This window comes from Brachybacterium ginsengisoli (assembly GCF_002407065.1).
Classification (GTDB): Bacteria; Actinomycetota; Actinomycetes; order Actinomycetales; family Dermabacteraceae; genus Brachybacterium; species Brachybacterium ginsengisoli.
The window spans coordinates 898,932-912,430 of sequence record NZ_CP023564.1 but is presented as its reverse complement, the minus strand read 5'-3'; the positions used below and the strand labels follow the sequence as shown (position 1 = coordinate 912,430).

Genomic DNA, 13,499 nt, shown 5'->3' with positions numbered 1-13,499 from the left:
GTCGAGACAGTGGTGCCGGAGACGAGGTCGGGCGACCTCCGGCAGGATTCAGGGGGCGGCGGGCTCCGAACGGCCGACGGCCGCACGACAGTCCGAGCAGACGCCGCGGTAGACGACCTCTGCGATCTCGATGTCGAAGCCGTGGTCATCGTGCGGGGTCAGGCAGGGGGCCTCCCCGACCGCGCACGGGATGTCCTCGAGCCGACCGCACTCGCGGCAGACCAGATGGTGGTGGTTGTCGTGGCGGTGCAGCTCGTACTGCATGCTGCGCCCGCCCACCGACACACGACGCAGCAGCTCCGCGTCGGAGAGGGCGTTCAGCACGTCGTAGACAGCCTGCCGGGACACGGTCCCGAGGCTCCCGCGGACGGACTGGGCGATGGTCTCCGCATCCGCGTGCGGATGCTCCTCGACGGCCGCCAGCGTCGCGAGCCGCGGTGCGGTCACGCGCAGTCCCGCGCCCCGGAGGGCGGAGGTGTGCTGAGCGGTCGACATGCCCTCACACTACCCAGTTTTCTGGACTATCTCAAGAAAGCGTCGGGCTCTCAGCGGGTTCGTCGGCCGACGGACCGCCTCGTCGGCCGACGGCTCAGAGCGCGCGCCAGGCCGCCCCGGGGTCCTGGGTGGCGAACTTCCCGCCGCTGACGTCGAGGAGCGCCCCGGTGATGTAGCTCGAGAGGTCCCCGGCCAGGAACAGGCAGAGGTTCGCGACGTCCTCCGGCAGTCCCCAGCGGCGCAGGCTCAGCTGGTCCAGCTTCGTCGCAGCGGCCTCCTCGTCCAGGGCGGCGAAACCGTTCATGGCCGTGGGGATCATGCCGGGGGCGTAGGCGTTCACGGTGATGCCCCACGGGCCGAGCTCGCTGGCCAGCACGCGGGTCATCTGCACGACCGCCGCCTTGGAGGCGCCGTAGGCGGCGGCGTCCACGCTCGGGATGATCGCGGCGAACGAGGCCGCGTTGATGATCCGGCCCGAACCCTGCTTCTTCATGAGCGGGATCGCGGCCTGGCAGGTGTTCAGCACGCCGCGCACGTTGACGGCGAAGACGGTGTCCCACAGCGCCGGGTCGAAGGACTCCAGCGGGCCCTCGGCGTTGATGCCCGCGTTGTTGATGAGCACGTCGAGCCGCCCGTAGCGCTCCTCGATCGTGGCGACCGCGTCGCGCACCTGCTCCGGATCCGTGATGTCGCAGGTGAGGGCGAGGTCGGCGATCGACTCCGCCTCCAGCGCGGCGAGCGCCCCGGGATCGAGATCCAGGGCCACGACCGTCGACCCCTCCCCCGCGAAGGCCTCTGCGATGGTGCGGCCGATCCCTCGGCCGGCACCGGTGACGAGCACGACGCGCCCGGACAGGTCGATCTGCATGCTTCTCCTCGGGTCATGGTCGCAGCGGCGCGGGCGCGCCCTGCGCGAGCAGGCCCCGGTCAGGGCTCCGGGATACCGTATTCCACTGTCACCTCTGCTCCGAGCAGGGTCAAGGGACGAGAAGAGGAGTACAGCGATGGATGCACGCACCGTCTGGGTGACCGGGGCCGGTTCCGGCATGGGCAGGGCCTCGGCGCTCGCCGCCGCGCAGGACGGACGTCCGGTCGCGCTGTCCGGTCGTCGGCCCGAGGTGCTCGACGAGGTCGCCGCCGAGATCCGCTCTGCGGGCGGGACGGCGCTGACGGTGCCGCTGGACGTCACCGACCCGGGCGCTGTGCGCGAGGCCGCGGCCCGCATCGAGCAGGAGCTCGGCGCGGTGGAGGCCCTCGTGCTCTCCGCGGGCCTGAACGCCCCCAAGCGCTACTGGCGCGATCAGGACCTCGCCGAGTTCGCCGCGATCGTGGACACCAACCTGCTGGGTCCCGTCTCGGTGATCGATGCCGTGCTGCCGGGGATGCGGGAGCGCGAGGCCGGCACCATCGTGCTGATCTCCTCGTACTCCGCCTGGCGCTTCTCCCCCGACGCCGGCGCCGCCTACAGCGCCTCCAAGACGGCGCTCGGACCGCTCGCCGCGACCCTGAACGCCCAGGAGAACGGTCACGGGATCCGCGCCTGCCACCTCTGCCCCGGCGACGTGGACAGCGACTTCCTGGACCAGCGCCCGGTGGTCCCCGGCGCGGAGGACCGCGCGGTGATGCTGACGCCCGAGGACATCGGCCGCGCCGTCGCCTTCGTGCTGACCAGCCCCGCGCACGTGGTCATCGACGAGCTCGTGATCAGCCCGGCGAAGCCCGCCGCCTGAGCGACGGGGGCCGCCCCGGCAACGGCGTCGGGTCTCGGCGTCGACGGAAGACGGCCCGCCGGGCATGCACAAGGGCCCCGCTCCCGTGGCGACACGGGGGCGGGGCCCTTGATCTGCGGAGCCGCCTGGGGGAATCGAACCCCCGACCTATTCATTACGAGTGAATCGCTCTACCGACTGAGCTAAGGCGGCGTCGCCGCTGGGCGGCAGACCGGTTCACTGTACGTGAACCGTCACGGCCTGCGCAAAGCGGTGCAGGGCGATCCGCGTCACGCTCAGCAGGTCATGCCGTCCTCCGGCACGATGCCCTCGAGCAGGAAGGTGTCGACCTGCTTCTCGATGCAGCCGCCCGAGCGGCCGTAGGCGGTGTGCCCGTTGCCCTCGAAGGTCAGCAGCACCGCGTCGTCGAGCTGCGCGGAGAGGTTCTGCGCCCAGGCGTACGGGGTGGCGGGGTCCCCGGTGGTGCCGATGACCACGATCGGACCGGCACCCTTCGCGGTGATCGGGGCGGGCTCGCGCAGCGGTGGCACCGGCCACTCCGCGCAGGCGTCCCCGCCGAGGACCGGGCCGAAGGTCGGGTACTTCTCCGCGATCCGCTCCGCCTCCTCGGCCGCCTGCTCAGCATCGGCGAGGCCGGGCCGATCCAGGCAGCTCACCGCGGTCATCGCGAAGGCGGCGTTGGTGCGATAGGTGCCGTCGAAGCCTCGTTCGTTCGAGCGGTCCGAGTAGTCCAGCAGCAGGGAGCCGTCTCCGTCGGCGGCTGCGGTGAGCGCCTCCCGGCCCAGCTCCCACTGCCCGTCCTCGTACATCAGCGACAGCACGGCCGAGCGGGCGATCGCCCCGGTGAGCTCACGATCCACGGAGGTGGTGCCCAGCGGCTCGGCGTCGATCCCGGCGAGGAGGTCCAGCAGCTGCTGCTTCGCCTCCTCCTCGGTGCCGTGGAAGGGGCAGCTCGATCCCGCGTCCAGGCAGTCGGCGAGGAAGGCCTCGGTGGCCCGCTCGAAGCCCTCCGCCTGACCGGCCCCGAACTGCTGACGGGTGAGCGTGGGGTCCACGGCGCCGTCGAGCACGAAGCGTCCCACCCGGTCCGGGTACAGCTCGGCGTAGCTCGATCCGAGGTAGGTGCCGTAGGAGTAGCCGAGGTAGTCGAGCTGCTCCTCGCCGAGCGCGGCGCGCAGCACGTCCATGTCACGGGCGGTGGAGAGGGTGTCGAGGTAGGGCAGGATGCCGCCGGAGTGCGCCTCGCAGGCCTCGGCGGCACGCGCGGCCCAGTCCACGGGCTCGTCGTTGGTCCCCTCGGAGGAGGGTTCGGCGGTGCCCGAGAGGTACTTGTCGAGGTCCTTGTCGTCCAGGCAGGTGATGCCCTCCGAGCGGTACACCCCGCGGGAGTCGAAGCCGACCACGTCGTAGGACGCGGTGACCGCGGGCGAGATCGAGTACATCAGGCCGTCGAGGGCGTTCACCCCGGAGAGGCCGGGCCCGCCGGGGTTGGTGACCAGGGAGCCCGTGGACTCGCCCGAGGCCTTCACCCGCGCCACGGCGAGATCGATGTCCCCGGCGCCGGGATCGTTCCAGGCCAGCGGGACGGTGAGGGTGCCGCACTCCACGCCCTCGGCGTAGACGTCCTCGCAGGGACCCCACTCGATCTGCTGGTCGTAATAGGTCGCGTAGGCCGGGTCCTCCGCCGGGTCGCCGGGGAGATCCGCGGCGGCGGAGGGGTCGACCGCCTGCAGCGCAGGACCGTCGTCCTCGGCGTCCGAGGCACCGCCGTCCGAGGCGGCGGCTCCCTTCGCCGCCGCGCCGTCGGAGGCTCCGGCGTCTCCCTGAGCGGGCCCGGCATCGGTGCATCCCGCCAGCAGCAGGAGCGCCGCGGCGGCACCGGCGGCGAGGCGGGCGAGCGGGCGGCGGGTGCGAGCAGGAGGGGCCATGCGGTGTTCCTTGTCCGGGCTGTCGGACCGTGGCCGGGAATCCGGAGCACGGCCCGGCCATCCTAGGCCCAGGCCGTGCTCGGATCCCCGATCGATCATCCGACCTCGCGCAGGCTCCAGCGACGCACGCCCAGCACCGTCGGCACCACCACGAGCAGCAGCAGGGGCAGCAGCTCGAACGCTCCCGCATCCCCGGTGCCCAGCGCGCTCGCCGCCGAGGTGAGGTCCACGGCCCGCACCACGTCGGCGACGACCTCGGAACCGAACGCCGCGGTGAGCGCGCCGGCGGTGCTGATCACGAAGGGCACGCCGATCGCGACGACCAGACCGATCACGGTGGACTGCAGCAGGATGCCCATGGCCAGGGCGAACAGCAGGCTCGCGGCGAGGACCACGAGCTGGGTGCTCAGCAGGCTCTCGAACGAGGAGAAGACGGCGCCCTCCCCCATCAGCTCGCCGCCGACCCAGGTGGCCGCGGCCGCCAGTCCGATCGAGAGCGCCACCACCACCAGCACCAACGCGGTCGCGGCGATGACCTTGGAGGCCAGCACCCCGAGCCGTCCGGGGCGCTGGAGGAAGGTGTTCTGGATGGAGCGGTCGGACCACTCCCCCGCCGTCATCATCACGACGATCACGGGGATGATCAGGCTCAGCGGGAGGCTGAGCACGATGAAGGTGAACTCCACGTCGCTGGTGCCCTCGGGCATCACGGCGGGCTGGATCAGGCCGCCGAGCGCGGCGAAGGCGAGGATCGCGAGCAGGGAGAGGGTGAGCAGGATGGTCGCGCCGCGGGTGTCGAGATAGGCGCGCAGGTCGATGTCGGGTCGCATGATGAGGTTCCTCGATCGGGTCGGGTCGGATGGGTCAACGCTGCGGGGCCGCGGCGGGCTCGGCGCTGGGGGTCGGCTCGGCGGCCGCTGTCGCAGGGTCGGCGCCGCCGGCGGGGGCCTCGCTCTGGCCGGTGAGGGTGAAGAAGACCTCCTCGAGGCCGCCGCCGGGGGTGGCGCCGAGCGAGGTGAGGACCAGCTGCTCGCGCAGCGCGAGGCGGCCCACGTCCTCCGGGGCGAGGCTCACCTCGAGCTCGCCCTCGGCGCGAGGTTCGTAGGCGATGCCGTGGCGGTCGAGCGCCGCCCGCAGGCCCTGCGGATCCAGGGAGGTCACCCTCGTGCCGGAGCCGGCGGTGAGCTCCTCGAGGGTGCCCTCGCTGACCAGGCGGCCCTGCGAGATGACCACCAGGCGGTCCACGGTCGCCTCGACCTCGCGCAGCTGGTGGCTGGAGAGCAGCACGGTGCCGCCGGCGTCGGCGAAGGAGCGCAGCAGGCGCCGCATCCAGCGGATCCCCTCGGGATCCAGGCCGTTGGCCGGCTCGTCCAGGACCAGCACCGCGGGGTCGCCGATCAGGGCGACGCCGATGCCGAGCCGCTGGCGCATGCCGTAGGAGTAGCCGCCGACGCGCTTGGCCCCGGCCTCCTTCAGGCCCACCATCTCGAGGACCTCGTCGGCCCTCGCCGCCGGCATCCCGACGGTGCGGGCGGTCAGGCGCAGCGTCTCCAGGCCGGTGCGGCCGTTGTGGAGGGCGCGGGCGTCGAGCATCACGCCGATGGTGCGGGCGGGGTGCTCGAGGCGTCGGAACTCCTCACCGCCGACGAGGGCCTCGCCCTCATCGGCCCGGGCGAGCCCGGTGAGGATGCGCAGGGTGGTCGACTTGCCGGCGCCGTTGGGGCCGAGGAAGCCGGTGACCGAGCCGGGAGCGCAGGAGAAGGTCAGGCCGTCGACGGCGGCGCGGGTTCCGTACACCTTGCGGACGCCGCGCACCTCGAGGCCGATGCCGGGGGCGGTGGAGGGGGTCGTGGAAGTCATGTCAGAACACTCCTCCCCGGGGCGCGGTGGCGGACAGCGACCGCGGGCCAGGCGCCCGGCGACGAAGGTCGCGCCCGTCGGCCGTGACGGGACCGCCGGGGTCGACCTCCGTCGGTCGCGGGGGCGACCTGGGGCGACCCGCGCACCGCCCGGCCGTTCCGACGGCGAGCGCCTCCGGTCGCGCCACTACAGTGAACGCGTGGACGAACAGGGAGCACCGATGAGGCACCGCTGGCAGGAGGTGCTGCTCGTCGTCGCGATCCTGACCGAGACGATCCTCGGGATCATCCTCTCCTCGTCCGCCGGCGACGTGTGGCGGGCCGTCCTCACCCTCGTGCTGGGCGCGGCGCTGCTGCAGCGGCACCAGCACTGGCGCTGGCTGCTCCCGGTGCTGCTGGTCGCGAACATCATCTCGATGTCGATCACGGTGCTGATCGTCGTCACCTACGCCTACGCGACCCGCAGCCACCACCGCGTGCTCACGCTCCTGGTGGCCGTCCTCGCCGTGCTCACCGGTGCGCTGCCGCCCCTGCTGTGGGTCTCGACCAGCCCGTACATGGACCTGACGAGCCTCATCCTGATCGTCCTGGTCGTCGCGGCCTCGGCAGCGACGGGCATGTACACCTCGGCCCGTCGGGCGCTGCTGCACCAGCTGCAGCAGCGCGCCGAACAGGCCGAGTCCGGCCGTGCCGTCGCCGAGGAGCAGGCCCGACGGGCCGAGCGCACCCGCATCGCCCGCGAGATGCACGACATCGTCGCGCACAAGATCTCGCTGGTGGCGATGCATGCCGGTGCCCTCGAGGTGAACCCGACCCTCGAGCGCGAGCAGGTCCAGCAGTCCGCGGGGCTCATCCGGCAGACTGCGGCGACGGCGCTGTCGGAGCTGCGCGAGGTGCTGGGTGTTCTGCGCGGCGACGGGGACGAGGCCCCGCTCGCACCGCAGCCCACCTGGGAGGACGTGCGCCGCCTGGTCACGACCTCGCGGGAGGCCGGCATCGCGGTGGACCTCTTCGACTTCATCGACGACGTGGTGCCGGACCCCCTGGCTCGCACCGCGTACCGCGTCGTCCAGGAGGGGCTGACCAACATCCACAAGCACGCGCTGCACACCCGGGCGAGGGTCGCGCTGATCGGCGAGCCCGGCACCGAGCTCGTGATCGAGGTCAGTAATGTGCTCCCCAAGGGGTTCACCACAGATCTCCCCGGGGCCCGGATGGGGCTGTCGGGCATCGAGACGCGCGTGACGCATGCGGGCGGGACCATCACGTCGGGACCCACCGACGACGGACGATTCGAAGTGAGGGCGGTGATCCCGTGGCCGATGGCGACGTGACGCGCGTAGGACTGATCGACGACGACTCCCTGGTGCGCGCCGGGCTGGCGATGATCCTCGGGGCGGACCCCGGCATCGAGGTCGTGGCACAGGGCGGCGACGGTGCGGAGGCCGTGACGCTGGTGCAGAAGCACCGGCCCGACGTGCTGCTGATGGACGTGCGCATGCCCAAGCTCGACGGCATCGCCGCGACCCGTGCCGTCAGCGACCTGCCGAACCCGCCCAAGATCATCATGCTCACCACGTTCGACATGGACGAGTACGTGTTCCAGGCGCTCGAGGCCGGAGCGGACGGCTTCCTGCTCAAGGACACCCCGCCGCAGGACCTGGCCCGTGCGGTCCATGTGGTCGCCGGCGGCGACGCGATGCTCTCGCCGACCATCACCCGCCGCATGCTCTCCCACTTCTCGGAGGCGAATCCGGGCTCTCGCCAGGATCGCCATCCCGGGATCTCCCTGCTCACCGAGCGCGAGACGGAGGTGCTCGGGGCGGTGGGCGCCGGACTCTCCAACGCTCAGATCGGCATGCGGCTGTTCATGAGCGAGGCGACGGTGAAGGCGCACGTCTCGAAGATCTTCGCGAAGCTCGACTGCACCAACCGGGTCCAGATCGCGATCATCGCGCACGAGGCCGGGCTCACCGACCTCGACAGCGGCCAGATCTGAGGGACCGGGCAGGGGACCTCGGTCAGCCCCAGCCCAGCTCGTGGAGGCGGGCGTCGCTGAGGCCGAAGAGATGACCGATCTCGTGCAGCACCGTCACCGCGATCTGGCAAACGAGGTGCTCGCGCGAGGAGGCATGGCGCTGCAGCGGACCGCGGAAGACGAAGATCCGGTCGGGCATCGCGTAGCCCTGGAAGACGCTGCGCCTGTCCAGCGGTATCCCCTCGTACAGCCCCAGCAGCTCAGAACCGCCGGCCTGCTCCGGGGTGGGCTCCTCCTCGACGAGGATCACGACGTTCGCCTCGGCGATCGTGCGGGCCACCTCCTCGGGCAGCGAGTCCAGGGCGTCGTCGACCGCCTCCTCGAACTCCTCGCGGCTGATCCGGATCATGGGGTCATCGAACCACGCCCGGCCGGGAACGGCGTGGGGACGCGACCCACGCAACAGAGCGGCGCGGGCGGCTCCGCCGGACGTGTCGGATACGACGCATCGGCCCAGAAGCCGGAGGCGAGGACCTCCCAGGATGGGTATGCTCGTCGTCGGGCAGTGCACTGCCCAGGGCCCCCATCGTCTAGAGGCCCAGGACACCGGCCTTTCACGCCGGCGACACGGGTTCGAATCCCGTTGGGGGTACTCGTCGGACCCGCAGCATTCGTGCTGCGACCAGGCGAGACGGAAGTGCGAGGCGGCTCACAGCCAAAGTGGTGCAGAGCCCCGAGAACGTCCGGTAGAGTTATCCAGGTCGAAGCGGGCAACCGCAGAGACACGCAAGGCCCTGTAGCTCAGTTGGTTAGAGTGCCGCCCTGTCACGGCGGAGGTCGCCGGTTCAAGCCCGGTCAGGGTCGCCCCCGCGAGTAGGCCCCGGAACATCGTTCCGGGGCCTTTCTCCTTCCCCCGGGACGACGACGTCCCGGATCGGCATGCGCGCGGCTCGATGGCCGTGCAGTCGGCCCCGGCCGCCGCGGCCGTCCGGCCCCCGACGTCAGGCGCCGCCGCCCTCTCCCCCGCCGCTCACTCTCCCGCAGCTCAGAACACCGGGCCGGTCACCCCGCAGCCAGCACCCATTCCCCGTAGAAGATCGCGAGGCCCGCGCTCACGCACACGGCGGCGATGATCCAGAAGCGGATCGCGACGGTGACCTGGCTCCACCCGAGCAGCTCGAAGTGATGATGGATGGGGGTCATGCGGAAGACCCGCTTCCCGACCCCGCCGTTCCTGCGCTTGGTCGCCTTGAAGACGCTGACCTGGATGATGACGGCCGCGGTCTCGAAGACGAACAGGCCGCCGAGCACGATCATCAGCAGCTCCGTGCGGGACATGATCGCGATGCCGGCGAGCGCGGCGCCGAGGGCCAGGGAGCCGGTATCGCCCATGAACAGCTTCGCCGGCGGCGCGTTCCACCACAGGAAGCCGATGCAGGCCCCGGCGATGCAGGTGGCCACGAGCGCGAGGTCCAGCGGATCACGCACCTCGTAACAACCTGCCACGACGGCGATCGAGCAGCTCTTCAGCGACTGCCACGCGCCGATCAGCGAGAGGGCGATGAACACCATCACGGACGCACCCGTGGCCTGTCCGTCGAGCCCGTCGGTGAGGTTCACGGCGTTGCTGGCCGCCGCGATCATCAGCGTCGCCCACGCGATGAACAGCACCAGACCGATCACGGTCCCGAGCACCGCGAAGTCCACAGCCGTGTCCCGCACGACGGAGATCCGGAAGCTCGCCGGGGTGAGCCCGTCCCGCGGGAAGCGGGTCGCCAGCAGGGCGAACACGACGGCGATGCCGATCTGACCAGCCAGCTTCTGCCTCGAGGTAAGGCCCTCCGACTGCTCCTTGCGGATCTTCGAGAAGTCATCGAGGAAGCCGATGAACCCGGCGCCCAGCATCAGCAGCAGCACCAGCAGTCCCGAGACGGTGGGCACCGACCAGGTCGCCAGATGCGCACCGAGGTAGGCCATCAGCGTGGTCGCGATGATGGCGATGCCGCCCATCTGCGGGGTGCCGCGCTTGGACAGATGGCTGGTGGGGCCGTCGACCCGGACGAACTGCCCCCACCCCCGGCGGCGCGCGAGCGCCGCGTACAGACGTGTGCCGATGAGCCCGACGACCACGGAGATCGTCGCGCCGATCAGGATCAGGTTCATCGTCGTCCTCGGGTCAGGGGCCAGGAGCATCACTGCAGGCCGGTCGACCCACGAAGCGCAAGACTAAGCGACCGGGAGGCTCCGGCCGCCCCCACGCGCCGTGCCGCGGGAGCAGCGCCGTGCGCCACAGCGGGCCGTGCCGCCCGCCCGCGTCGCGCAGTGCCGGACGCCCTGTGCGCCCCTGCGGCGTGGCGTGCCTCTCACCGGGCGCCACGGTTTGGGGGATGGTCTCGACTGCTGTTAATCTTGGTTCCGGTCGTTCTGCGCGACCACGGCTCTGTAGCTCAGTTGGTAGAGCGTTCGACTGAAAATCGAAAGGTCACCGGATCGACGCCGGTCGGAGCCACCACCACGAAGCCCCCTGGTCACCCAGGGGGCTTCGTCGTTCCTCGGGTGCTGTGCGCGCCCGTGCATCCGCCGCTCGTTCCGCCACCAGCGCCCTGCCCGCACCTGCACCTGCACCTGCACCCGCACCTGCACCTGCACCTGCACCTGCACCTGCACCTGCACCTGCACCTCATGGTCGGCTGCTGGCGCAGGAGCGAGGACTATGCCGATATCGCCGTACTCCTCGCCATGGCGCCAGAAGACGACCACTCCTCCCCCTTCCCCGGCGGTGACGAGGCCAACGGCCCCAGCCATGGCCCGGACCCCGGCCATGGGACAGGAGCTCGACGTTCCCCCTCCCCCGCACAGCCGCTGATTATGCTTCTCCACATCCACGTCGTCGTGGATGTCGAGATCCAGCAACCTGCTCCGTCCCGGACATGAAGGCGACCACAGAGCGTCGCCTCGCACAGAGGGAGAGACCCATGGCCAAGTACCTGATGCTCAAGCACTACCGCGGCGCTCCGAAGACCGTCAACGACACCCCCATGAGCGAGTGGACCGAGGACGAGATCGCGGCGCACATGCAGTTCATGGACGACTTCGCCGACCGGCTCAAGGAGAGCGGCGAGTTCGTCGACAGCCAGGCCCTCAGCCCCGAGGGCACCTGGGTGCGCTACGACGGCGAGGGGAAGCCGCCGGTCACCGACGGGCCGTTCGCGGAGACCAAGGACCTCATCGCCGGCTGGATGCTCATCGACGTGGACTCCTACGAGCGTGCTGTCGAGCTGGCGGGCGAGCTGTCCTCCGAGCCCGGCGCGGGCGGTGAGCCGATGGGTGAGTGGCTCGAGCTGCGGCCGCTGTTCGTCCCGCCGCCCACCCTCTCGGAGGTCGGCGAGATCGTGAGCCGCGAGAGGCGCGAGAGCCGCTGAGTGAGCACACGGCGCGGGCTGGACGAGGACCTGCTGCGACGGACCGCCCCGGCCGTCCTGCAGGTCCTCGTGCGCCGCGGGGCCGACTTCGCCGCGGCGGAGGACGCCGTCCAGGAGGCCCTGATCGAAGCGCTCCGCACCTTCCCGGATGCTCCGCCGAGGGATGCGAAGGGCTGGCTGATCACCGTCGCCTGGCGGAAGTTCCTCGATGCGGCCCGGTCCGAGACCGCCCGGCGCCGCCGCGAGGGTCTGCTCGAGGCCGAGCCGCTGCCCGGTCCCGCCGCGTCGAAGGATGACTCGCTGCAGCTGTTCTTCCTGTGCGCGCATCCCTCGCTGACGCCGTCCGCGGCCGTGGCGCTCACCCTGCGGGCGGTCGGGGGCCTCACCACCCGTCAGATCGCCGAGGCCTATCTCGTCCCGGAGGCGACGATGGCCCAGCGCATCAGTCGGGCCAAACGCACCCTCGCCGGCCGGCGCCTCGACGAGCCGGGCTCCGCGGCGGCGGTCGCGCGCACGCTCTACCTGATCTTCAACGAGGGCTACTCGGGGGACATCGATCTGGCGGCGGAGGCCATCCGCCTCACCCGCGAGCTCGCCCACCTGATCGACGACCCCGAGGTCCGCGGGCTGCTCGCGCTGATGCTGCTGCACCACGCACGTCGCGCGAGCCGCACCGCGGCCGACGGCACCCTCGTCGCGCTCGCCCAGCAGGATCGCTCCCGGTGGGACACCGCGCTGATCCAGGAAGGCGTCGAGATCCTGCAGGCGGCGCTGGCCAGGGATCGTCTGGGCGAGTTCCAGGCCCAGGCGGCGATCGCCGCGCTGCACGCTGACGCCCCGAGCACGGAGGAGACCGACTGGGTCCAGATCGTGCAGTGGTACGACGAGCTCGCCGCGCTCACCGCGAGCCCCGTGGTGCAGCTCAACCGTGCCGTCGCGGTCGGCGAGGCCGACGGCCCGCGGGCAGGCCTCGCCGCGCTCGCCCAGATCGACCCCGCCGTACCCCGGTACACGGCGGTCTCCGCGCACCTGCACGAGGCCGACGGGGACCGCCGATCGGCGGCGCGCCTCTACGCCGAGGCGGCCGAGCAGGCGGCCTCGCTCGCCGAGCGCGATCACCTGGTGCGGCAGGCCGCCCGGCTGAACACCGACGGGCGCTGAGCCCTGCTCCCGCCCCAGAGGCCGCGGAATCCGCCCGACGGGTCTTGTCGGTCGGCCGCGGCCTGCCTAGTGTCGCCACATGACCAGCCCCGATCCGTGGCACCGGATCCACGCCGAGCGCCTGCACCTCGCCGAGGTCCTGCGCACCCTGCCGGCGACGAGCTGGGGTGCGAGCACGCTGTGCGATGCCTGGTCCGTCCGCGACGTCGTCGCCCATCTGACCGCCGCCGCGTGCACCCCGACCCTGCCGTGGCTCACGAACATGCTGGCCACGCGCTTCGACACCGATCTGCACAACCAGCGTCTGCTGCTGCGCCACCGCGGGATGGACGATGCCGAGACCCTCGACCGGTTCGAGAGCGCGGTGACCGCGAGGCGGGCACCCTTCGGCGTGGTCGAGGGAGCGCTCGGCGAGGTGCTCGTCCACGGGCAGGACATCGCCATCCCGCTGGGGCTTCCCCTCTCCCCCTCGCGCGAGGCGACGCGGACGGTCGCCGAGTTCTACGCCCGCAAGGACTTCGCCGTCGAGAGCCACACCCTCGTGCGCGGGGTGCGGCTCGAGGCGAGCGACGACGACCTCCGCCTCGGGGACGGTCCGCCGGTGCGCGGCACGATGCTGTCGCTGGTCATGGCGATGGCTGGCCGCTCCGTCGCGCTGGATGACCTGGAGGGGGAGGGCGTGGACGTGCTGCGGCGGCGTCTGGCGCGGCGCTGAGACCCGGCACCGGAGCGGTTCGGCCCCGGTCACCGACGACGAGCGTGGTCGGGTACGGGACCCAGAGCGATGACTACGGCGATATCGGCATAGACCTCGCCCCCGCGCCAGTACCCGACCGGTGCTCATCTGTTCCGAGACGGATCCGGTTCGCCCCCTCCTGCGCGTCCGCGCCCCCGTAGGCTGGCGATCGGACCCGCTCGGACCGCCA

Annotated in this window: 13 protein-coding genes and 4 tRNA genes; 9 read left to right on the top strand and 8 right to left on the bottom strand. The window is 71.6% G+C overall.

Annotated features, from left to right (window positions below):
- Window positions 1-48: 48 nt before the first annotated feature.
- On the bottom strand, window positions 49-495 hold the full coding sequence (locus tag CFK41_RS03920; protein ID WP_096798493.1) for a Fur family transcriptional regulator: 447 nt from the start codon (window positions 493-495) through the stop codon (window positions 49-51).
- A 94-nt stretch (window positions 496-589) separates the two neighbouring features.
- Entirely contained in the window at window positions 590-1,363 is a 774-nt protein-coding gene (locus CFK41_RS03915; protein WP_096798492.1) for an SDR family NAD(P)-dependent oxidoreductase, read from the bottom strand.
- 136 nt (window positions 1,364-1,499) lie between these two features.
- Here CFK41_RS03915 and CFK41_RS03910 point away from each other — a divergent pair, with 136 nt between their 5' ends.
- Complete coding sequence (locus tag CFK41_RS03910) at window positions 1,500-2,225, top strand: SDR family oxidoreductase (RefSeq protein WP_096798491.1); 726 nt, start codon at window positions 1,500-1,502, stop codon at window positions 2,223-2,225.
- 119 nt (window positions 2,226-2,344) lie between these two features.
- Here the strand turns inward: CFK41_RS03910 and CFK41_RS03905 are convergent.
- The 4 genes from CFK41_RS03905 to CFK41_RS03890 form a co-directional block, all read right to left on the bottom strand.
- Window positions 2,345-2,417: transfer RNA gene (locus tag CFK41_RS03905), tRNA-Thr, on the bottom strand.
- A gap of 83 nt (window positions 2,418-2,500) precedes the next feature.
- Window positions 2,501-4,153, bottom strand: a complete 1,653-nt coding sequence (locus tag CFK41_RS03900; protein WP_096798490.1) for an alpha/beta hydrolase — start codon at window positions 4,151-4,153, stop codon at window positions 2,501-2,503.
- Between the two features lie 95 nt (window positions 4,154-4,248).
- Window positions 4,249-4,983: an ABC transporter permease gene (locus CFK41_RS03895; protein ID WP_096798489.1), complete on the bottom strand. Its 735-nt coding sequence runs from the start codon at window positions 4,981-4,983 to the stop codon at window positions 4,249-4,251.
- Between the two features lie 34 nt (window positions 4,984-5,017).
- Window positions 5,018-6,013, bottom strand: a complete 996-nt coding sequence (locus CFK41_RS03890; RefSeq protein WP_096798488.1) for an ABC transporter ATP-binding protein — start codon at window positions 6,011-6,013, stop codon at window positions 5,018-5,020.
- A gap of 199 nt (window positions 6,014-6,212) precedes the next feature.
- Between CFK41_RS03890 and CFK41_RS03885 the strand changes: the two genes are divergently transcribed.
- Both CFK41_RS03885 and CFK41_RS03880 read left to right on the top strand, forming a co-directional pair.
- Window positions 6,213-7,346, top strand: a complete 1,134-nt coding sequence (locus CFK41_RS03885; protein WP_227873199.1) for a sensor histidine kinase — start codon at window positions 6,213-6,215, stop codon at window positions 7,344-7,346.
- Window positions 7,328-8,011, top strand: coding sequence for a response regulator (locus CFK41_RS03880; RefSeq protein ID WP_227873198.1), 684 nt, complete (start codon window positions 7,328-7,330; stop codon window positions 8,009-8,011). The genes CFK41_RS03885 and CFK41_RS03880 overlap by 19 nt, the downstream gene beginning before the upstream one ends.
- Before the next feature lie 22 nt (window positions 8,012-8,033).
- Here CFK41_RS03880 and CFK41_RS03875 read toward each other — a convergent pair whose 3' ends face one another.
- Complete coding sequence (locus CFK41_RS03875) at window positions 8,034-8,399, bottom strand: metallopeptidase family protein (protein WP_096798486.1); 366 nt, start codon at window positions 8,397-8,399, stop codon at window positions 8,034-8,036.
- A gap of 170 nt (window positions 8,400-8,569) precedes the next feature.
- On the opposite strand from CFK41_RS03875, the gene CFK41_RS03870 reads away from it, so the two are divergent.
- Both CFK41_RS03870 and CFK41_RS03865 read left to right on the top strand, forming a co-directional pair.
- Window positions 8,570-8,642 (top strand) — tRNA-Glu (locus tag CFK41_RS03870).
- A 138-nt stretch (window positions 8,643-8,780) separates the two neighbouring features.
- A tRNA-Asp gene (locus tag CFK41_RS03865) sits at window positions 8,781-8,854 on the top strand.
- A 198-nt stretch (window positions 8,855-9,052) separates the two neighbouring features.
- Here CFK41_RS03865 and mraY read toward each other — a convergent pair.
- Window positions 9,053-10,153, bottom strand: coding sequence for a phospho-N-acetylmuramoyl-pentapeptide-transferase (gene mraY, locus CFK41_RS03860; RefSeq protein ID WP_096798485.1), 1,101 nt, complete (start codon window positions 10,151-10,153; stop codon window positions 9,053-9,055).
- Between the two features lie 273 nt (window positions 10,154-10,426).
- Between mraY and CFK41_RS03855 the strand changes: the two genes are divergently transcribed.
- From CFK41_RS03855 to CFK41_RS03840, 4 genes are all read left to right on the top strand, one after another.
- Window positions 10,427-10,502, top strand: a tRNA-Phe gene (locus CFK41_RS03855).
- A gap of 463 nt (window positions 10,503-10,965) precedes the next feature.
- Window positions 10,966-11,412, top strand: a complete 447-nt coding sequence (locus tag CFK41_RS03850; protein ID WP_096798484.1) for a YciI family protein — start codon at window positions 10,966-10,968, stop codon at window positions 11,410-11,412.
- A complete protein-coding gene (locus tag CFK41_RS03845; protein ID WP_227873197.1) occupies window positions 11,413-12,573 on the top strand; it encodes an RNA polymerase sigma factor in 1,161 nt (386 codons plus the stop codon).
- Between the two features lie 79 nt (window positions 12,574-12,652).
- Complete coding sequence (locus tag CFK41_RS03840; RefSeq protein WP_096798483.1) at window positions 12,653-13,288, top strand: maleylpyruvate isomerase family mycothiol-dependent enzyme; 636 nt, start codon at window positions 12,653-12,655, stop codon at window positions 13,286-13,288.
- The last annotated feature ends 211 nt before the right edge of the window (window positions 13,289-13,499 follow it).